General features: G+C 67.6%; 19 protein-coding genes. 9 read left to right on the forward strand and 10 right to left on the reverse strand.

Annotated elements, in window-relative coordinates; translation table 11 throughout:
- Positions 1-26 precede the first annotated feature (26 nt).
- On the reverse strand, positions 27-593 hold the full coding sequence (locus JZ792_RS10185) for a 2'-5' RNA ligase family protein (RefSeq protein ID WP_216909252.1): 567 nt from the start codon (positions 591-593) through the stop codon (positions 27-29).
- A gap of 79 nt (positions 594-672) precedes the next feature.
- On the opposite strand from JZ792_RS10185, the gene JZ792_RS10190 reads away from it, so the two are divergent.
- Positions 673-1,758 carry an isocitrate/isopropylmalate dehydrogenase family protein gene (locus JZ792_RS10190; RefSeq protein WP_216909254.1) on the forward strand — a complete coding sequence of 362 codons (1,086 nt, stop codon included), beginning with the start codon at positions 673-675 and terminating at the stop codon, positions 1,756-1,758.
- 187 nt (positions 1,759-1,945) lie between these two features.
- Positions 1,946-2,191 (forward strand): microaggregate-binding protein 1, encoded by a 246-nt coding sequence (gene mbp1, locus JZ792_RS10195; protein WP_216909256.1) that lies wholly within the window; start codon positions 1,946-1,948, stop codon positions 2,189-2,191.
- Between the two features lie 199 nt (positions 2,192-2,390).
- Here the strand turns inward: mbp1 and JZ792_RS10200 are convergent, their stop codons facing one another.
- Together JZ792_RS10200 and JZ792_RS10205 are read right to left on the reverse strand one after the other, a co-directional pair.
- On the reverse strand, positions 2,391-2,564 hold the full coding sequence (locus tag JZ792_RS10200) for a CsbD family protein (RefSeq protein WP_216909258.1): 174 nt from the start codon (positions 2,562-2,564) through the stop codon (positions 2,391-2,393).
- Positions 2,565-2,681: 117 nt separating this feature from the next.
- Positions 2,682-3,188, reverse strand: coding sequence for a flavin reductase family protein (locus JZ792_RS10205; RefSeq protein WP_216909260.1), 507 nt, complete (start codon positions 3,186-3,188; stop codon positions 2,682-2,684).
- A gap of 224 nt (positions 3,189-3,412) precedes the next feature.
- Between JZ792_RS10205 and JZ792_RS10210 the strand changes: the two genes are divergently transcribed.
- The 3 genes from JZ792_RS10210 to JZ792_RS10220 all read left to right on the forward strand — a co-directional run bounded on the left by JZ792_RS10210 (position 3,413) and on the right by JZ792_RS10220 (position 6,707).
- On the forward strand, positions 3,413-5,101 hold the full coding sequence (locus JZ792_RS10210) for an alpha/beta hydrolase (protein ID WP_254189597.1): 1,689 nt from the start codon (positions 3,413-3,415) through the stop codon (positions 5,099-5,101).
- A gap of 82 nt (positions 5,102-5,183) precedes the next feature.
- Positions 5,184-5,819 carry a TetR/AcrR family transcriptional regulator gene (locus tag JZ792_RS10215; protein WP_308165238.1) on the forward strand — a complete coding sequence of 212 codons (636 nt, stop codon included), beginning with the start codon at positions 5,184-5,186 and terminating at the stop codon, positions 5,817-5,819.
- 288 nt (positions 5,820-6,107) lie between these two features.
- Positions 6,108-6,707 carry a hypothetical protein gene (locus JZ792_RS10220; protein ID WP_216909264.1) on the forward strand — a complete coding sequence of 200 codons (600 nt, stop codon included), beginning with the start codon at positions 6,108-6,110 and terminating at the stop codon, positions 6,705-6,707.
- A gap of 28 nt (positions 6,708-6,735) precedes the next feature.
- Here the strand turns inward: JZ792_RS10220 and JZ792_RS10225 are convergent, their stop codons facing one another.
- Together JZ792_RS10225 and JZ792_RS10230 are read right to left on the reverse strand one after the other, a co-directional pair.
- Positions 6,736-8,544, reverse strand: a complete 1,809-nt coding sequence (locus tag JZ792_RS10225; protein WP_216909266.1) for a hydroxysqualene dehydroxylase — start codon at positions 8,542-8,544, stop codon at positions 6,736-6,738.
- Entirely contained in the window at positions 8,537-9,973 is a 1,437-nt protein-coding gene (locus JZ792_RS10230; protein WP_216909268.1) for an NAD(P)/FAD-dependent oxidoreductase, read from the reverse strand. The genes JZ792_RS10225 and JZ792_RS10230 overlap by 8 nt, the downstream gene beginning before the upstream one ends.
- 166 nt (positions 9,974-10,139) lie before the next feature.
- Between JZ792_RS10230 and JZ792_RS10235 the strand changes: the two genes are divergently transcribed.
- Both JZ792_RS10235 and fadD1 read left to right on the forward strand, forming a co-directional pair.
- The gene (locus JZ792_RS10235) at positions 10,140-10,784 is read left to right on the forward strand and encodes a TetR/AcrR family transcriptional regulator (protein ID WP_216909270.1); all 645 of its coding nucleotides are present in this window, start codon (positions 10,140-10,142) and stop codon (positions 10,782-10,784) included.
- 72 nt (positions 10,785-10,856) lie between these two features.
- Positions 10,857-12,449, forward strand: coding sequence for a fatty-acid--CoA ligase FadD1 (gene fadD1 / locus JZ792_RS10240; RefSeq protein WP_216909272.1), 1,593 nt, complete (start codon positions 10,857-10,859; stop codon positions 12,447-12,449).
- Between the two features lie 9 nt (positions 12,450-12,458).
- Here fadD1 and JZ792_RS10245 read toward each other — a convergent pair whose 3' ends face one another.
- The 4 genes from JZ792_RS10245 to JZ792_RS10260 form a co-directional block, all read right to left on the reverse strand.
- The gene (locus tag JZ792_RS10245; RefSeq protein ID WP_216909274.1) at positions 12,459-12,950 is read right to left on the reverse strand and encodes a GyrI-like domain-containing protein; all 492 of its coding nucleotides are present in this window, start codon (positions 12,948-12,950) and stop codon (positions 12,459-12,461) included.
- A 97-nt stretch (positions 12,951-13,047) separates the two neighbouring features.
- Positions 13,048-13,839: an SDR family NAD(P)-dependent oxidoreductase gene (locus JZ792_RS10250; protein ID WP_216909276.1), complete on the reverse strand. Its 792-nt coding sequence runs from the start codon at positions 13,837-13,839 to the stop codon at positions 13,048-13,050.
- Positions 13,836-14,765, reverse strand: a complete 930-nt coding sequence (locus tag JZ792_RS10255; protein WP_216909278.1) for an alpha/beta hydrolase — start codon at positions 14,763-14,765, stop codon at positions 13,836-13,838. Before JZ792_RS10255 ends, JZ792_RS10250 begins: the two co-directional genes overlap by 4 nt.
- Positions 14,762-16,138, reverse strand: a complete 1,377-nt coding sequence (locus JZ792_RS10260) for a flavin-containing monooxygenase (RefSeq protein WP_216909280.1) — start codon at positions 16,136-16,138, stop codon at positions 14,762-14,764. Before JZ792_RS10260 ends, JZ792_RS10255 begins: the two co-directional genes overlap by 4 nt.
- A 147-nt stretch (positions 16,139-16,285) precedes the next feature.
- Here JZ792_RS10260 and JZ792_RS10265 point away from each other — a divergent pair, with 147 nt between their 5' ends.
- Positions 16,286-16,891, forward strand: a complete 606-nt coding sequence (locus JZ792_RS10265) for a TetR/AcrR family transcriptional regulator (RefSeq protein WP_308165239.1) — start codon at positions 16,286-16,288, stop codon at positions 16,889-16,891.
- A 3-nt stretch (positions 16,892-16,894) separates the two neighbouring features.
- On the opposite strand, the gene JZ792_RS10270 is transcribed toward JZ792_RS10265, so the two are convergent.
- The gene (locus tag JZ792_RS10270; protein WP_216909285.1) at positions 16,895-17,473 is read right to left on the reverse strand and encodes a TetR/AcrR family transcriptional regulator; all 579 of its coding nucleotides are present in this window, start codon (positions 17,471-17,473) and stop codon (positions 16,895-16,897) included.
- A gap of 121 nt (positions 17,474-17,594) precedes the next feature.
- Between JZ792_RS10270 and JZ792_RS10275 the strand changes: the two genes are divergently transcribed.
- Positions 17,595-18,257, forward strand: coding sequence for a class I SAM-dependent methyltransferase (locus JZ792_RS10275; protein WP_216909287.1), 663 nt, complete (start codon positions 17,595-17,597; stop codon positions 18,255-18,257).
- Positions 18,258-18,269 lie beyond the last annotated feature (12 nt).

An 18,269-nucleotide genomic window follows, 5' to 3' on the forward strand; every position in this document is an offset into this window, starting at 1 on the left:
TGTGTCGCCAGATTCCAACGCCCGGCTCACTGTTTATCTTCCACGTCCTCGCGCGTGCTCGGTCCGGTACGGCCCGTCGCGTCGGCGACGAGCCATGCCCGCCGTTGCTCACCGTCCCAACGCCGAATACCCACCACGGTCGCCGGGAAATCACGATCGTGGGCGACGGCGTCGATCGCCTCGCCCAGTCCCGTGACCGGAACCCGGCGCGCGAGGGTGACGTGCGGGGTCCATTCGTCGGGCCGCACATTCGCGGGCACCCCGGGACACGGCGCGACCGTCCGGTGGATCAGGCGGTGCAGCGCGAGCAACGATTCGGTCGGCACGACGTGGCGGACCAGGATCGGGCGCCGCTTCCCGAAGATCAGCAATCCGCCGAGGCGCACCGGGATCGGTGCGAAGTCGCAGCGTTCGAGCGCGCGGTCGATACGCGGCCAGATCTCGTGCGCCACCGCCACGGTGATATGCGGTCTATCGGTGGCGCGGCGATGCGCGGACGGGCCGGTGACGCCCGCCTGTGCCAGTGATTCCCACTGCCGCCGGATCTCGGCGTCGGCCGCGTCGTCCAGTAGCAGTTCGACCGATTGCACCATCGTCTTCCGAAACTAGCGCTCCCGGCGTGTCAGCGGGGCGGTTCGAATCGCATACGCGCCCCGGCGGCAGGATGACCGGGTGAACCATGTGAGTGAACCGCTACGACTCGGCCTGATCGAGGGGGACGGTATCGGCCCGGAGGTGGTGCGCGCCGCCCGGTCGGCGGTGGACGAGGCGCTGGTCGCGGTCGGCGCGCCCGCGATCGAATGGGTGCCGCTGCTGGTCGGCCACGCCGCGATCGCCGAATACGGCGATCCGGTCCCCGAGCGGACGCTGCGGGCACTGGAGGATCTCGACGCCTGGATTCTCGGACCGCACGACAATGTCTCCTACCCGGACGAACACCGGCGCGGTGTCGCACCGGGCGGGGCCATTCGCAAACATTTCGGCCTCTACGCGAATATCCGCCCGGCCAGGGCGTTCACCGGCGTGCGAGCGCTCGCGCCCGATATCGATCTGGTGATCGTGCGGGAGAACAGCGAAGGTTTCTACGCCGATCGCAATATGTACGCCGGATCGGGGGAGTTCCGGCCGACCCCGGATGTCGCGATGGCCGTCGGCGTGGTGACCCGCCGCGCCTGCGAGTTGATCGCGCACGAGGCGTTCCGGCTCGCCGCCACCCGGCGCGAACGGGTCACCATCGTGCACAAGGCCAATGTGCTGCCGATGACCATGGGACTGTTCCGCGACGTGTGTTTCGAGGTCGGACACGCCTACCCGGGGGTGGAGGTACTCGAGGAACATGTCGACGCGACCGCCGCGCATCTGGTGCGCGCACCCGGCGATTTCGATGTGATCGTCACCGAGAACCTCTTCGGCGACATCCTCTCCGACCTGGCGGGGGAACTGAGCGGATCGCTCGGCATGGCGGCCTCGCTCAACTGCTCGGCGACCAGGGCGATGGCCCAGGCCGTGCACGGGGCCGCCCCCGGGCTCGCCGGGCACAATCGCGCCAACCCGGTCGCGTTGCAACTGTCGGCGGCGATGCTGCTGCATTGGCTCGGCACCCGTGACGGCGACGCGCTCTACGGGTACGCGGGTGACCGTATCCGGCATGCCGTCGCCTCGGCGTTCGAGGCGGGGATCGCCACCGCCGACCTCGGCGGGTCGGCGTCGACGAGCGAATTCACCGAACAGGTCTGCGCCAGAGTGCACCGCCGTTGACCGTGGTCACCCGGCGGCTGTGTTCCCGGCCGCACCCTGGCCCGAAGGTGGTGGTCCTCACCGTGGGCGAAGCTGTCGGTGCAGGTAGGGGCCGATTTCGGCGGTGCGGTGCCGTGACGGCCCATGTTTGAACCCGGCCCACCGGGTATGCGACCGGAGTAAGCCGTTCCGAGACCCGGAGGTAGATGTGTCCGAACATGCGAGTGGGCCCCGAGAGGCCGTCGAAGGTGTCATCGAGGACATCAAGGGTCGGGCCAAGGAGGCGGCGGGCGCCGTCACCGGCGACCGCGATCTGAAGGACGAGGGTTCGGCCCAGCAGGACAAGGCCGCGTCGCAGCGCGAGGCGGCCCGCAAGGAAGCCGAAGCGGAGTCCGCGCGTGCCGCCGCCGACCTGAACGAGGCGCGGCAGGCCGCCAAGCAGAAGGACAACTGACCGCGATACCCGCGACAAGGGGTGCGAACCGATCCGGTTCGCACCCCTTTCGTCCGTGACCCTTGCGCACATTCCTTCGGCATCTCGCACCTCCTCCATCAGCGCGTCGATGACCGGGAACGTGCCCGAGCCAAACGAACGACGCGCGGGCGCAGGTCCGGATGACCTGTACCCGCGCGCCCGCGATGTCTTCGGTGGATCAGTGGCGGAACGCGTCCTTGACCTTCTCGCCCGCGTCCTTCAGATTCGACTTGGCCTGGTCGGCCTTGCCTTCGTTGCGCTTCTCGTCGTCGCCGGTGACCTGGCCCAACTTCTCCTTGGCCTGACCGGCGATGTCGTCGGCCTTGTTCTTCGCCTTGTCGGTGGTGCTCACGAAGATCCCCTTTCCTGAGGCGAACCGGTCTGGGTGTCGACCGGTCTCCTACCGCATAGCCCGGTTCGGGGCGGGCAAACATCCGAGCACCGCGACCGCCGACCCCGGCGGACCGGATCAGGCTTCGTGACCGGGCTCGAGCGCGGCCACCCGGTCGTAACGTAGGGCGGTGATATCGGGTGCCGGAGCGGAACCGGCTTCCGGCGCGAGGACGAAGCCGACGTGGTCGCCGAGATCGTGTTTGTCGAGGATCCGTCCGCAGAACCAGCCCGCGGCGGCGTCGAGGATCGGCAGGGTGGCGGGGCCGGGGTGCCAGTCGCAGTGCGCGAATTTGTCGATGTCGTCACCCGTTTCGGCGCCGAACAGGGTCGCCAGCGAGGTCTGTCGGCTGTCGAGCAGGTGAACCGCGAGGTGATGGGCCTCGCGGGCGAGGGTGTAGGTGTGGTTCTTCTTGGAAAGGGCGACGAGGAAACGGGGCGGGTCGATACTCACCTGGGTGGCGAACCCCACCAGGCATCCGGCGCGCAGTGGCCCTTTGCGGGTGGTCACCACGAGGACCGGGTAGTCGGCACCCGCGACGAAAGCGTCGAAAACCGACCCGGCGTGTGCGCTGCCCTCGGGCATATCTACTCCTTCGCGTTCGAACAACGATGGTAGGGCGGATACCCGGTGTGTCGCCGACGCACCACGAGGATGGCCGGGCACCACGCGGTGACGACACCGGCGGGGGTGCTTGCGCGGGCGGTCCGCAGCGGCGACCATGTGGCAACCTGCTCGCGGATCTGTGGCGAATATCCCGCTGACGTGCCGGTCGCGCGGGAGACCGGTCGAATCGCAAAGGAATGCGAATGGATTCAGGACCGAGCGTGCGGAATTCGCCGACCGAACCGGAGTCCGAGGCCGCCCGGCCACCACGGGATCCGCACGGCCTGTCGTTCACCGGAATGGTGCTGGCCCTGCTCGTGGCGTGGATCTCGCTGACGCCGTCACTGCTGCCACGCGGACCGCTGTTCCAGGGCATCGTGTCGGGCGCCGCGGCGTTCGTCGGCTACGGCCTCGGGACACTGCTCGCGGCCGTGGCGTTCTGGATGGTGCGCCGCCGACCCCCGTGCCCCAACGGGGCGGTGTGGTCGGGACTGGCGGTGCTCGCGGTGGCGGGTTCGGTGGGAGTTTTCGTGTGGTTCGCCCGCTGGCAGCGGGATCTACGCACCCTCATGGAGGTCGACGGTCTGTCCTGGCGCGCCTATCCGACCATCGTGATCGTCGCGGTGATCATCTTCGCGGCATTGCTGCTGACCGCGAGGGCGGTGGTGTGGGTGGCGCGCGCGATCGCGGGTGTGCTCGGCCGGGTGCTGCCGGATCGGGTCGCGGTGGTGGCCGCGTGCCTGGTCGTGGTGGTCGGGACGGTCGGCATTCTGAACGGTGTCGTCGCCGACGCGGGGATGACGCTGCTCAACGACCTGTTCAAGAACGTGAACAACGAGATCGGCGTCGAGATCGACGCACCGGAGGGGCCGGAGCGTTCCGGTGGACCCGGGTCGCTGGTGACCTGGGAATCGCTCGGACGGCAGGGCCGCATCTTCGTCGCGGGCGGGCCCACCGCCGCGCAGTTGGCCACCTTCAGCGGCCGACCCGCGAGCACGCCGGTGCGCGTCTACACCGGGTTGGCGTCGGCGCCGACACCGGAGGAGGAGGCCGCTCTCGCGGTCGCCGAGTTGGAGCGCGCGGGCGGATTCCAGCGGGCCGTGCTCGGCGTCGCGACGACGACGGGCACCGGCTGGATCAACGAAAGAACCGCCGCGGCAGTGGAATACCTCTACAACGGCGATTCCGCGCTGGTGAGTATGCAGTACTCGTACCTGCCGAGTTGGATCTCCTTCGTCGTCGACAAGGAACGCGCGCGCCGGGCCGGTCGCGCGTTGTTCGAGGCGGTCTACGCGCGATGGTCGACGCTCGCGGTGGACGCCAGGCCGAAACTGGTCGTCTTCGGTGAGAGTCTCGGCTCGTTCGGCGGTGAGGCCGCCTTCTCCGGTGTCCAGGACATGGCCGTGCGCACCGACGGCGTGTTGTTCGTCGGTCCCACCGCGAGCAACGAGGTGTGGCGTGACGTCACCGCGCGCCGCGACTCGGGTTCACCCGAATGGCTCCCGATCTATCGGGACGGGCGCATCGTGCGCTTCGTCGCGCGCGCACCCGATCTGGGGCGGCCCGCGTCGCAGTGGCCGTCGCCGCGCGTGGTCTATCTCCAACACGCCTCCGATCCGATCACCTGGTGGACACCGGAACTGCTGTTCCGCGAACCGGATTGGCTGCGCGAACCACGCGGCGACGACGTCCTGCCCGCGACGCGCTGGTACCCCGTCGTGACCTTCCTTCAGGTATCCGCCGATATGTCGGTATCGGTCGATGTCCCGGACGGCCACGGCCACACCTTCCACGCCGCGATCGCCGATTCCTGGGCCGCCATCCTCGCGCCCGCGGGCTGGAGCGAAGCCGACACGCTGCGACTGCGCGCGGTTCTGACCGGATCGGCGTGATGTGGGCGTGGGGTGCGAATTCGGCCGACCGAATTCGCCCAGAGTAATGCAGTTACTGTGACCTGCCGTTTAGGGTGAATGCGTGAGTCGGCAACGGGACGAGGCGACATGCGAGCAGATCATCGCCGTGGTGATCGAACTGCTCGAGTCGGACGGTTACGACGCCGTCCAGCTGAGAGAGGTGGCCAAGCGGGCCCACATGTCGTTGGCGACGGTCTACAAGCATTTCGCCACGAGGGACGCGTTGCTCGTGGCCGCCGTCGGGCGCTGGATGGCCGTCAACGCGTATTCGGCGGTGAAGCCGCCCGGTCCGAACGAGTCGCTCTACGACGGCATGATGCGCTTGCTGACCTACATCTTCTCCCCGTGGGAGGGCAACCCCAAGATGCTGGAGGCGTACTACCGCGCGCGCCACGGGGCGGGTGGCGACGGCTTGGACAACCAGGGTGTGAGCGCGGTCATGCCGATCGCGATACCGCTATTCGAGGCCGCTGATCCGCGTTACGCGGAGGATGTCGGCCTCGTGCTGGCAAATATGTCCTTCGCGCTGATCGGCCGATTCGTCGACAAGCAGATCGAGATCACCGAGATCCTGCCGACCCTGGAACGGGCGGTGTTTCGCCTGACCAACGACAATACGGTCGACGCGACCGCGGCACGTTCGGGAAGCCGGACCCACGAGATCGACCCCAACTACTCGTCCCCGTACAATCACTGACCTCGTTCTGCTATCTCTCCGCTATGTGTGACATGTATCACACATGTGATGTGCGCGACGACTGGATCAGAGCCGATAACCCAGTTACTGTTGGCTTCGACAGGCGTCCGAGGAAGCCGATGCACCCCCAGTCCTCAGCATCGCGCGTATGTCCCTCGGCCTGACATCCGAACCCCGCCGCGACCGCGGCACCGACTTCGTGCTGCCTCGATGCCGTACGACGGTCGCCGCGCGTGGAGCGCTTCGGTGGCAGGTCTGTCGTGATCGCACGAGAACGGAATGAGAATTATGGCTCGACACATCGCAGAATCCGTCGATCGCCGCATCGGCTTCCGATCCGTTGCCGACTGGCGGGCCGACATCGACCGCCGTCCGCTGCGCCGCAGACTCGTCGTCATCGCCCCCGCCGCGGCCGATGCCGTGCGCGATCTGGGCGGGTGGATGTTCGATATGACCACCGCGGGATGGGAAGTCACCGTCGCCGTCGCCGACCACCGTGATATCCGCTCGCTGGAGATCCTCGGCCTGCTCGTGGTCGATCTCGACCAGGTGCTCGACGCTCCGCTGCACGAACTGCACGCGGACACCATCGCCGTCGCGACCAGCAGTTACAGCTTCGACGACCGGGTGCGTGACGGGGTGCTCGACTGTATGCAACGCGGCGCGACCAGGACCATGTTCTGGGGTGACGAACTGCCGGTGGAATTCGACGACGCCACCGAGACCACGCGGCATCGGGTGAGCGTGGCGGCCCGCGCGTTCACCTCGTGCGCCATGCGGGCGGCGGGACTCGTCGTCGACGCCGCCGCCCACACCGAGACCATCTGGACGGCCCGCGCCACCGCGCGCGATATCCGCAGGCTCGCCGCGCTCCTTCCCGCGAGCTAGATCCGACCCGGATCCCGACAGGCCGGGCTCAACCCTCCAAGAGGTGGGGAAGCCCGGCCCGGAACCGATCGGCGTCGATCCGTTTGGCTGGTTCGAATATCGGCAACGCCACGAGCGGGAAGATCGCCGCGCGCTCGGCCGGATCGTCGGCGGCGTCGAGTATCGCGTTGGCCGCCGCCCGTCCCGATTCGTTGGCGCTCTCCATCGTCGCCAGGTCGATATGACTGCGGACGTGATCGCCGCCGAAGAACAGATTCGGGATCGCGCAGTGGGCGTCGGGGCGGTGATCGTAGGACCCGACCGTATTCACCAGCAGCGGCGTCGCGTTGTGCGTCGTCCCGCCGGACCAGGTGATACCGGGATCGATATGCCAGGAATGGATGTCCTCGCGCCGCAGCCAATCGGTTCCGGTGTTGAGCCATTCCGACAGCTGTGCCCAGACCTCGGCGGCGACCTCGGTCGCGGTGCACTGTTTCGCGGACCGGCCGTACAGGATACCCGGCGAATCCCAGTCGGAGATGTCGACCGACAGGCATTCGCGGACCGAGCCGTCGCCGTAGCGCGCCGCGAAATCGCCGACCCACATGGGGGCCTGCCGTAACGCGGTCAGTGCCCACGGCGTGCCGAGCGCGGCGATATGGCCTTCGGGGATCTCGGTCGGCGAGGTCAGGTAGTACTGGATCCCGACCATCCAATCGGTCTGGAGTTCGCGCATACCCGCCAGTCGCGGGTCGGCGTCGATGATCTCGTCGCCGAGCAGGTCCACGGCCCGGTCCACCGGAATCGCGCAGACGAACCAGTCCGCGGTGACCGTGGAGGTGACCCCACGCGAATCCACGACCGTGGCCGAACCGATCACGCCGTCACGCAGCCGTAGTGCCGTCGCCCGCTGTCCGAGGACGAATCGGACCCCGCGCCCGCCGAGATAGTCCACCCACGGATCGATCCAGGCCTCGTTGGTGGGGCGGTTGAGGATGCGGTCGACACCGCCGGAGAACTGGGGGATGAGTCCCGTCGCCGCGAGCACGAGCGCCTCGCCGATCGTGCCGATGGTGCGCGCGGAGCTGAGATGCGGTTTCGCGGCGACCGTGATGCGGGTCAGCGCGTTGACCAGGTAGTCCTGATACGCGCGCGACTTGCCGTTCGCGTGCATGATCTGCTCCCAGGTGACGTACTCCCACTGCCCGAAACGGCGTTCGGGACTCGAGGTGAACCACACCATCATCTGTTTGGCGAAGAACGCGAGCTCGGCGGGCGGTAACTCCGGGATGAAGCTGAACGCGCCGATGATGCTGTTCTGCAACAGTTCCGGTGTCAACTGGTCCAGTGATCCCGCTTCCACCGGCGCGAAGATCGGTGGCCTGCCACGGAATCCGGCCACCGCCCCCTCGACGCGCACGAGATTGTCGGCGACCCCGTTGCGATTGCCGGGGAACGGGATTCGCGCCATCGTATCCGGAACATGTTGGTAGCAACCGGGAAAGAAGCGGAATCCGTGTTCGCCCGGCAGGTCGAGCCTGCCGCCCGCCGCCGTGTTCGGAACGCCCATGCTGCGCGCCTTGCCGCCGAGGTAGTCCGGCTCGTAGACGGTCACCTCGTAACCGCGTTCGACGAGTTCGTGCGCGGCGCTGAGCCCGGCCATGCCGCCGCCCAGAATCGCGACGGTCCGCCCGCCGGTGTGTAGTGCGGGGGTGCGTCGTGGTTCGCTCGCGCCTGCGGGTGCGCCGAACAGCGGTGTCGCGGACAGTGCCGCGCCGGTCAGCGCCGCGCCCGCCAACGCGCCGCGCAGCAGATCTCGTCGTCCGAACGCTGTCGGATTCGGCTGGGGTTCAAACATGGTGATCTCCTGGGCAACTGGTGACCGGTCGGGCGCTGGAGGTAGGGGAGGTCGTCCGCGTATCGGGCCGCGGCCGGGGTAGGTGCTCGGCGCGCAGCGTGCGCCACGACTCCAACCGGTCGGCGGCGATATCGCGGACCTCGCGCGCGGCGTCGCGAACCACCGCGACCGGATGTGCCCGCGAGTGCCACAGGGCACGTGTCGAGATCGACAGGGCCTGGTAGGGAGTGAACAGGTCGCCGGGTTCGGTGATGCGGGAGAACAGGTCGGTCACCGCCGAGGCGAACCTCGGATCCCCGGCGGCCGTGCGGTACAGCTCGATCTCCCAGGGCCGCATGGCTTCTCCGCGCGCGAGCCGATTCGTCCACTGGTAGAGGCCTTCGCATTCGCGCACGCGCAGCCGTTCCCATTCGCGCAGCGCGCGGTCCAGTGCGACGGGATCTCCGAGCACCGGCGCGACCCGTTCGCCCAGAATCCGCCCGTAGCGCAGCGCGTCGCGGATGCCCTGCGCGGTGATCGGATCCTTGAAATGTCCGGCGTCGCCCGCCAATGCCCATCCGGGACCGGCGGAACGACGGAAGTACGAGGACAGATTCGTCGCCGAACGCACGCGGCCGACGCGTGTCGCGCCGCGCAGACGTGCGGTCAGGCCGGGGAGTCGTGCGATGGCCTGCTCGTAGCGCCGCTCGGCGTCGCCAGGCCGCAGCGGCCCCGGCTCGGCGGGCGGCTGGACCAGGCTCAGGACCAGGCCGTCGTCGCAGGGGAACGCGGTGCCGAGATCGGTGCCCGCGCGCCACTGTGCCGCGATGTGGCGTTGCGCGTTCTCGCTGTCGCGCCAGTAGGCGAAATAGCAGTCGCGCCCACTGGGCTTGTCCGCGAACGGTTCTCGCGTGCCGACCAGTCGCGCCACCGTGCTGCGCCGTCCGTCGGCGCCGACGACGAGAGCGGCGCGCACCTCGCGTATCTCGCCTTCGGGGTCGCGATAGCGGACCCCACGGCAGCGTCCGCGCTCCCAGATGAGTTCCAGGACAAGGCATTTCTCACGGATGTCGACATCCGCCGCGCGGGCGGTCGCGACCAGCGCGGCGTCGAGGCGAACGCGACGGACGCACATCGCGTAGCCGATTCCGTCTACGGGGGTGAACGCTGTCGATATCACGTGGCCCGCTCCGTCCGCGTGTGCCCGCGTGAGGTGCGGCGCGCCCGCGTCCTCGACTCGCCCGAGCGCGCCGAGTCGCTGGAGTTCGGCGACCCCGGCGGGCCACAGCAGATGCGTCGACAGCGTGTCGGACGGGAAAACGGCGCTGTCCAGGGCGATTACGCGACGGCCCGCGCGGGCAAGCGCGATCGCAGTGGCTGATCCGGCGCAGCGCGCGCCGACCACGACGACATCGGTGTCCTCGGCGCGGGTAACGGGGGAGTCGTTCATCGTCATCGCCTCGTTGAAACTTGTATCGGACACTATGTCCGATACATGGTGTTTCGAAGGCTGTCGAATGTCAACGACGAAACGGTCACGGCACAATGGGCCCCATGGACCCTTCGATCGGACGATCGCCGCGCGCAGCGGCCGGGCGGTGGCCAGTGGACTGCGAATGTCGTCGCTGACCCGCGTGCCACGGGCGTCGCGCAAGCAGTCCGACGATCGCCGAGCCGATTTCGAGCAGCGCGTGCTGCGCGCCGTCGAGGAATTGCTCGCGGACGGCACGCCCTACACCGAGATCGCGGTGCAGAAGATCGCGGTCGCGTCGCAGGCCGCCAGATCGACCTTCTACCGGTACTTTCCCGACAAGAGTCAACTGTTGATCCGCATGGCGGACCTGGCCACCGCGGATCTGTTCGCCGCCGCGGAGCAGTGGTGGGAGACCGAGCACGCCGACCACGAATCCGGGGTCGTCGCGGCGATCGGCGCGATGATCGCGGGCTTTCGGCAGCATCGGTATCTGCTGCTCGCGCTGAGCGAGGTGGCCGCCTACGACCGTGACGTCGGCGCGTACTGGCGGGAGCGGGTCGCCACTTTCGTCGACATGGTTCGCGCGCGCCTGGAATCGGATCGCGAACGTGGCCTGATCCATGCCTCGGTCGATCCGGCGGCGACCGCGATCGTGTTGACGTCGATGGTGGAGCGGTCGATCACCGTCGCGTTCGCGCCGTCCTCGGGAATCGCCGACGAGGCGCTGGCCGCCGCGTTGGGCCGGGCGATCTGGTTGGTGGTCTACGGCGACGCGCCCGGGAAGTGACCGTCACGCGGGGCAGTAGACAATTTTTCGAATCTGTATACAGATTCCTGGAACCCGTTCTAGATTGTGCCCATGGCTGCAACGGTCACCGAACTTCTGCTCGCGCGAGCCGACGACGATTGCCTCGCGATCACCTATTCCGGACGGACCTGGACCTGGCGTGAGCACATCGCCGAGGCGCGTGGGCGGGCTGCCGCGATCCTGTCGGTCGCCGATCCCACGCGCCCGATGCACGTGGGTGTGCTGCTGGGCAATACCCCGGACATGCTGACCAGCCTCGCGGCCGGGGCGTTGGGTGGGTATGTCACGGTCGGGGTCAACAACACCCGTCGGGGTGCGGCCCTGGCCGACGATATCCGGCGCGCCGATGTGCAGATCCTGCTGACCGACGCCGAGCATCGTGGGCTGCTCGAGGGGCTGAACCTCGACGGTGTCACCGTGTTGGACCTGTCTTCCCCGGAGTGGACCGAATCGCTGGCCGGTGCGGGGGAATTGACCCCGCACAGTGTGCCGGGCGCGACGGACCCGTTCATGCTGATCTTCACCTCGGGCACGAGCGGGAACCCGAAACCGGTGCGGTTGGCGCACATGATGGTGCCCTTCGCGGGCCCGCCGCTGGTCGACCGATTCGGAATCGGCGCCGAGGACGTCTGTTACCTGTCGATGCCGCTGTTCCATTCCGCGGCGATCCTGGGCGGCTACTGCGTCGCGCTGGTCAGCGGCGCGGCGATGGCACCGGCCAAATTCTCGGCCTCGACCTTCCTCGACGACATCCGCCGCTACGGCGCGACCTACATGAACTACGTCGGCAAACCCCTGGCCTACATCCTCGCCACCGCCCAGCGACCCGACGACGCCGACAACCCACTGCGGGTGGCGTTCGGCAACGAGGCCACCGACCGCGACATCGACGAATTCACCCGCCGTTTCGGGTGCACGGTATGGGACGGATTCGGCTCGACCGAACTGGCGATCATCATCACCAGAGAACCCGGCACCCCGGCCGGGTCGATCGGGAAAGGCTATCCCGGTGTGGCCGTGTACAACTCGCACACCGTCACCGAGTGCCCGCCCGCGGTCTTCGACACACACGGCGCGTTGACCAATCCCGACGAGTCCATCGGCGAACTCGTCAACGTCGACGGCACCGGCCTGTTCATGGGCTACTACGGTGACGAGGCCGCCACCGCCGAACGCACCCGCGGTGGCCTGTATTGGTCCGGTGATCTGGCCTACAAGGACACCGCCGGATACATCTACCTCGCCGGACGCACCGCGGACTGGATGCGCGTGGACGGAGAGAACCTCGCCGCAGGACCCATCGAACGGATCCTGCAACGCCTCGACGCCGTCAGTCGAGTCGCGGTCTACGCCGTACCCGACGAACACGTCGGCGACGCGGTCATGGCCGCGATCGTCCTGCGCGACAACGCTTCTCTCACACCCGGCGAGTTGACCGCCTTCCTCGGCGAGCAAGCCGACCTCTCACCCAAGGCCTGGCCGCGATTCGTCCGCCTGGCCACCGACCTACCCACCACGGCCACCAACAAAATCCTCAAACGCGCACTCGTCCAACAAGGCGCGACCGCGGGCGAGGGAGGAACGCTCTGGCGACGCGAATCCCGGTCGACCACCTACGAGGTCGGCGAACCCGTCCCGCACTGACCCGTCGCCTCAGGAGGGACTGATCAGCCAGTTCAGTTCCGTGCGCAACAGCGAAGGATCCATATCGGGGGCGGGCCGCGTGTGGTAGACCTCCCACCGCACCGGCCCGGCATTGGCGCCCTGTTCCTCGATCCACGAACCCAGCCGATCCCACGCGTCACCGAGTCCGTCGAAGCCACCGACGTGCACCACCCGCGCGACCCGCCCCGCGGGCAGTCGATCCGCGACGACCTCACCCTGCGGCCGCAACTCCCGATCCACGGCGAAGCCCACATCGAGATCCCACGATTCCTCGGAGATGGACCGGAACAGCGCGTACGCGGGCCCGACGATCGTCGCCCCCTGCTCGCCGATGACCTGCGGCAGCACCTGGAACGACGAGTCGAAGAAGTCCCGCAGCCCGCTCACCGCCACCTCACCCCGAACGATCGCCGTCACCACCTCGCCCACCTCGACCACCACCGGCCCGGCCGTCGGATCGACACTGCCGTCGTCGGACATGACTCTCCTCGATGTCGTGGGATATTCCACGAACACAGTAGTCACCGTCCTCGGAACCGCGGGTCAGCCGCCGGACATCGGTGGGTATCTTCTGCCGTTATGGCGTGGCCTGCTCCATCATCGCCTTCACCCGGCCGACGACGTCGGGGTATCTGCGCAGGTGCGCGCCGCCGTTCAGATCGATGGTTGACCCGGTCATCCAGGACGCTCGGCTCGACGCGAGGAAGGCCACCGCGTCGGCGATCTCCTCGGGTTGTCCGCTGCGGCCGAGGGGGGTGTTCTCCAGGTATTCCTCGATCAGGCCCGGCACCAGCGCGGCCCCCGCGACCAGCGGGGTGTCGACCAGGCCGGGGGAGATCGCGTTGACGCGGATACCGCGTTCGGCGAGTTCGAGTGCGGCGACCTCGACCAGCATCAGCACGCCCGCCTTGGCGGCGCAGTAGGCGGCCATGCCGGTGCCGGGCTGGCGTGCGTTGAGCGAGGCGATACAGATGATGCTGCCGCCGTCGGCCATCTGCCTGCCCGCGTGTTTGAGGACGAGGAAGGTACCGGTCAGACAGACGTCGATGGTGGTGCGCCAGTGCGCGAGTTCGAGTTCGGTGAGTGTGCCCGGCATGGAGAGTCCGGCGCAGTCGACCACGGCGTGCATGCCCTGTTCGGCCTCGAATCCTCGCTGCACCGATGCCTCGTCGGTGACGTCCATGGCGATCGCGGTCACCTCGCCGCCCAGCCGGGTGGCCGCGTCCCGAGCGCCCGCCTCGTTCACATCGGCGATCACCACCCGATAACCCTCCGCCGCCAGGGTGCGCGCGGTGGCGAAACCGATGCCCGACGCGCCGCCGATCACCAGCGCCGAGCGCTTGTCCGCGCTTCCGTCAATGGCGTTCATACCGACTCCTCGATCGCTGGAACGGCTGTGTCCAGCCGCAGATGACGGCGCAGGAAGCGCACCTGATGGTCGACCGCGGCATCGAAATACGGATTGCCCGAGAAGAGGTCGAAGTGGTCGCACGGGTAGTGCCTGACTTCGGCCTTCGCCTTGAAGGCCGCCTTCGCCGCGGAATGCGGTGGTGCGGCGCGGTCGAAATCGGCGATCTGCACGAGAACCGGGGCGGTGATGCGGTCGGCCTTGCGATCGGCCCGGTATCCGCCCAGTTCGAGTCCGACCGCGGCGTCGACCTCGTTGCGCCAGGTCGGACCCGCCAGGGCGAGGTAGCTCTCGTAGTAGCCGTCGGCGGTGAGCGCGGCGTGTTCGCCCGGTCGGCCGACCAGCGGCATCATGGTCGGGGTGCGGCCGAACCGCCCGGCCAGCGCGCTGCGCACCCCGGTCACCGTGGATCGGGCCATCGCGGCGGCGCCGATCTGGGTCAGCGCGGTGCGGCCCGCGGCGAGTCCGTCGACCAGCGGCACCATCGCGATGACGCCGTGGATATCGGATCGGTCCGCCGCCACCGTCAGCGCGTGGCCGCCGGACTGCGAGATGCCCCACAGCACAACGCGCTTCGGGTCGACGCCCGGTTGCCGCGCGGCCGCGACGATGGCGGCGTGGTAGTCCTGAACCTGCGCCGTCATCGAGACCCGTTGTCGCGGTTCGCCCTCCGAGGCGCCGAAACCGCGGTAGTCGAAGGCGAATACCGCGACACCCGCTGCCGCGAGCCGTCGGGCGAACGGCGCGAGACCGGAATCCTTGGTGCCGCCGAAACCGTGCGCCATGACGACCACGGGGCGACGGTCGGCGCCGTCCGCACCGAAAAGCCAGGCGTCGCACCTGGTTCCGTGTGAGTCGAACGAGACTTCTCGGTAGTCCTTCGTCACTGTCGCACTCCCGTGTTCGTCACCGTGTCGCTCACAGCTGCCCACTTCGGCGGCCCGAGGACACGGGATCTCTGCGCGCCCGCGTGCAGTTCGCGTGTTCGCATATCGTGTTCGTAGAGGAAATAGTCGACCTGCTGGGTGTGGCGCGGGCGGTCGAGCATATGCCCGGTGTAGTGCTGCTGATCGGAGACGATCACCTCGCGCATCCGCTCCGGTTCGGGCAGCCGGTACCGGCCGACCGCGTAGGCGCCGATCAGCCGCGCCTGGCATTCGACGAACGGGAACAGCGTGGGCGTCGACTGGGCGAACCCGGCGAAGACCAGGTCCTCGATACCCGGCACGAACATCCGCTTGTACAGGTCGATCCGATTGTCGGGCGCGCTGAGGAATTCGGGATCGAAGAACGGGAAGGTGATGTTGTAGCCGGTGGCGTAGATGATGACGTCGAAATCGTCGGCGGTGCCGTCGGTGAAATGCACGGTCTGCCCGTCGAAACGCGCGATATCGGGTTTCGGGAGCACGTCGCCGGATCCGAGGCGTAGCGGCAGTTCGACCGACTGGGTCGGATGTGCTTCGAAGAGTTTGTGATTGGGCGTCGGCAGGCCGTAGTTCTCCGGCTTGCCCGAGGTCAGCGGACTTGCCAGCTGGATGAACTTGCGCTGCCACGAATAGGGGATGTACGGGCTGGTGCGGAAGTACTTGTCCGCAGGCTTGCCCGCGATGTATTTGGGCACGATCCACGCGCCGGAGCGGGTGGACAGGCTCAGCGTGTTCTGTAGCGCCTTCGAGGACAGTTCCACGGCGATATCGGCCGCGCTGTTGCCGAGGCCGACCACCAGGATCCGCTTTCCGGTGAAGTCCATCGGCGTGCGTGGATCGATGTAGTGGTGCGCGTGCATGGTGGTTCCGGTGAATTCGCCGGGGAAGCTGGGGTAGCGCGGATCCCAGTGGTGGCCGTTCGCGACGACGAGCAGATCGAAGTACTGGGTTCCGGTGCGCTGGGTGCGCAGCTCCCAACCGCCGTCGGGCAGGCGGCGGGCGTGTTCGACACCGTTCTCGAACTGGATGTGCTCGCCGAGGCCGAACGCGGTGGAGTAGTCGTCGAGGTACTGCTTGATCTGGGTGTGGTGTGGGAAGTCGGGGAACTTCTCGGGCATCGGGAAGTCCCGGAACGACAGTTGATGTTTGGACGTGTCGATATGCAGCGATCGGTAGGCGCTGCTGTGCCCGTTCGGATTGCCGAAGGCCCAGTTGCCGCCCACCCGGTCCGACGACTCGAAACACACGTACGGGACGCCGTAGTCGTTGAGCATCTTTCCCGCGGTGAGTCCGCTGATACCGGCGCCGATGACCGCGGTCCGCGGTTGATACATATCCCGATCCTTCCGAGCCGAGTAGTAGACAGAATTTGAAGAGTGTCTACTAGTAGTCACATTCTCAGATCTGTCCACAACTTGCTAGGGTTTTCGGGAAACTCGATGTCGTTCCCTCGGGAACGCCGAAACCGGAGAGCGAGGCGCGTGACCGAAGCACCGACGGCGACGGTGGTGGATCGGCTGCTCGACGCCGCGCAGAAGTTGTTGGCGACCAAGGGGATCCGGGCGACGACGGTCAGCGAGGTCGCCGAGGCCGCGGGGGTCTCGCGTGCCTGGCTCTACCGGCATTTCCCCGACAAGACGGCCCTGCTCGGCGCGGCGATCGTCCGGCTGACCGATGCCTTCTGGACCGACGCCCGCGCCGAGCTGGACACGTTCGACACCTTCGGTGAACAGGTCACGGCCGGTGTGCGGATCGGCCGCGGCGCCTACGACGACCCCGGCGCCCTGCTCATGCGATTGCGCCTGGACGAACCGGGGGAATTCGCGGTCTGCGCCGGTGCGGGCGTCTCGGGTTTCGTCCCCGACCTGGCCTCGTTCTGGCGTCCCTACGTCGAGGCCGCGGCGGCGCGCGGCGAGATCCATCCCGGGCACGACCTCGCGGAGGTGTCGGAATGGGTCGCGCGGCTGCTGATCAGCCTCGGCACGATGCCGAGCACCGCCATCGATCCGGACGACGCCGGGTCGGTGCGGCGGCATGTGCGCCGCTACATACTTCCCGCGCTGTCCGCCGACCCCGCCACGACCTGACATTCATTTCAGCAGGAGCAACGCGGAACGCTCCAGGCGGTCCGCGATATCCGAATACGATTCGTAACCCATGCCCGCTCTGACCAGCGCGCCCGCATACAGTAATTCCAGCGATTCGACGACTTCCGGATCGGGATCCTCTCCGAGTGCGCGGGAAATACGCTTGCGAATTTCCGCCCCTATGCGCACGCGCAGATGTTCGACATCGGGATCGCGACCGAGCAGGGCGCTGTTCACCGCGCCGGACAATTCCTGTTCGTCGGCGACGAGCAGGGCGATGCTGCGCAGTTCCGCCACCACGCGCACCGTCGGGTCGGCATCGTCGGAAGCGGGCGAATCCGTGGTGCGCAGACGGCGCCAGAATATCTCCGCGACGAGATGTTCCTTCGACGAGAAGTAGGTGTACGCGGTGGCCGTGCCCACCCCGGCCGCGGTGGCGACCATGCGAATGGTCATGCCGGCGAAACCCTCGCGTGACAGGACCTCCACCGCGGCCTTGGTCAGTTTTTCGACGGTGTCGGCCTGCTTTCCCGTCAAGCGCCTACGGGTGGCTTCGACAGTCTTGGAATCGCCTCTGGACATGTGTCTGGATGATACTGTTATGCCTGGTCGGGAGCAATACGCTCCGCTCGTATTTTCCCTGATGACGCGGTTCGACATTTCGCGAATGCCGTGCTCAGGGACCTAGGGTTAGGTCGATGACATGGTGTCGAGTTCTGTTCGATCGTCGGATATTTCACAGTGGGCCGATCTGGCGGCGGATGTTCCCGGCTTCATGCCTTTCGAGGAGGGCAAAGCACTCTACGAGGCGGCCCTGCGATATTCGGCAGACGGGACGATCGTGGAAATCGGCACATATTGCGGTAAATCCGCCATATGGCTCGGCGCCGCCGCGCGTTCACGAAATGCGCAGGTGTTCACGATCGACCATCACCGCGGTTCCGAGGAACACCAGCCGGGCTGGGAATACCACGACACCGCGCTGGTCGACGAGGTGACCGGACGCTTCGACACCGTCACCGAATTCCGCAGGACCATGGTCCGCGCCGGACTCGACGACACCGTGATCGCGATCGTCGGCGAATCCGTGCGCGTCGCCCCGATCTGGCGGGCGCCGATCTCGCTGTTGTTCATCGACGGCGGCCACACCGAGATCGCCGCGCAACGTGACTACGAGGGCTGGGCGAAATGGGTCGCCCTCGGCTCGGCCCTGGCCATCCACGATGTCTTCCCGGACCCGAACGACGGTGGTCAGGCGCCCTACGGCATCTACCGGCGCGCGCTGGACAGCGGCGAATTCCGCGAAATGTCCCGCACGGGTTCGCTGCGCGTTCTCGAACGGATCGCGACGCCCGCGCCGGCCTGAACCAGCGGGGCG

This window comes from Nocardia noduli (assembly GCF_019038455.1).
In the GTDB taxonomy this organism is placed as follows: domain Bacteria; phylum Actinomycetota; class Actinomycetes; order Mycobacteriales; family Mycobacteriaceae; genus Nocardia; species Nocardia noduli.

Excerpts from the sequence above, each read along its gene's own strand:
- JZ792_RS10275 (WP_216909287.1), top strand. The coding sequence starts at position 17,595 with ATGGTGTCGAGTTCTGTTCGATCGTCGGATATTTCACAGTGGGCCGAT.
- JZ792_RS10260 (WP_216909280.1), bottom strand. The coding sequence starts at position 16,138 with ATGTATCAACCGCGGACCGCGGTCATCGGCGCCGGTATCAGCGGACTC.
- JZ792_RS10205 (WP_216909260.1), bottom strand. The coding sequence starts at position 3,188 with ATGCCCGAGGGCAGCGCACACGCCGGGTCGGTTTTCGACGCTTTCGTC.
- JZ792_RS10250 (WP_216909276.1), bottom strand. The coding sequence starts at position 13,839 with ATGAACGCCATTGACGGAAGCGCGGACAAGCGCTCGGCGCTGGTGATC.
- JZ792_RS10270 (WP_216909285.1), bottom strand. The coding sequence starts at position 17,473 with ATGTCCAGAGGCGATTCCAAGACTGTCGAAGCCACCCGTAGGCGCTTG.
- JZ792_RS10185 (WP_216909252.1), bottom strand. The coding sequence starts at position 593 with ATGGTGCAATCGGTCGAACTGCTACTGGACGACGCGGCCGACGCCGAG.
- JZ792_RS10210 (WP_254189597.1), top strand. The coding sequence starts at position 3,413 with ATGGATTCAGGACCGAGCGTGCGGAATTCGCCGACCGAACCGGAGTCC.
- JZ792_RS10235 (WP_216909270.1), top strand. The coding sequence starts at position 10,140 with ATGTCGTCGCTGACCCGCGTGCCACGGGCGTCGCGCAAGCAGTCCGAC.
- fadD1 (WP_216909272.1), top strand. The coding sequence starts at position 10,857 with ATGGCTGCAACGGTCACCGAACTTCTGCTCGCGCGAGCCGACGACGAT.
- JZ792_RS10220 (WP_216909264.1), top strand. The coding sequence starts at position 6,108 with ATGGCTCGACACATCGCAGAATCCGTCGATCGCCGCATCGGCTTCCGA.
- JZ792_RS10225 (WP_216909266.1), bottom strand. The coding sequence starts at position 8,544 with ATGTTTGAACCCCAGCCGAATCCGACAGCGTTCGGACGACGAGATCTG.
- JZ792_RS10230 (WP_216909268.1), bottom strand. The coding sequence starts at position 9,973 with ATGAACGACTCCCCCGTTACCCGCGCCGAGGACACCGATGTCGTCGTG.
- JZ792_RS10245 (WP_216909274.1), bottom strand. The coding sequence starts at position 12,950 with ATGTCCGACGACGGCAGTGTCGATCCGACGGCCGGGCCGGTGGTGGTC.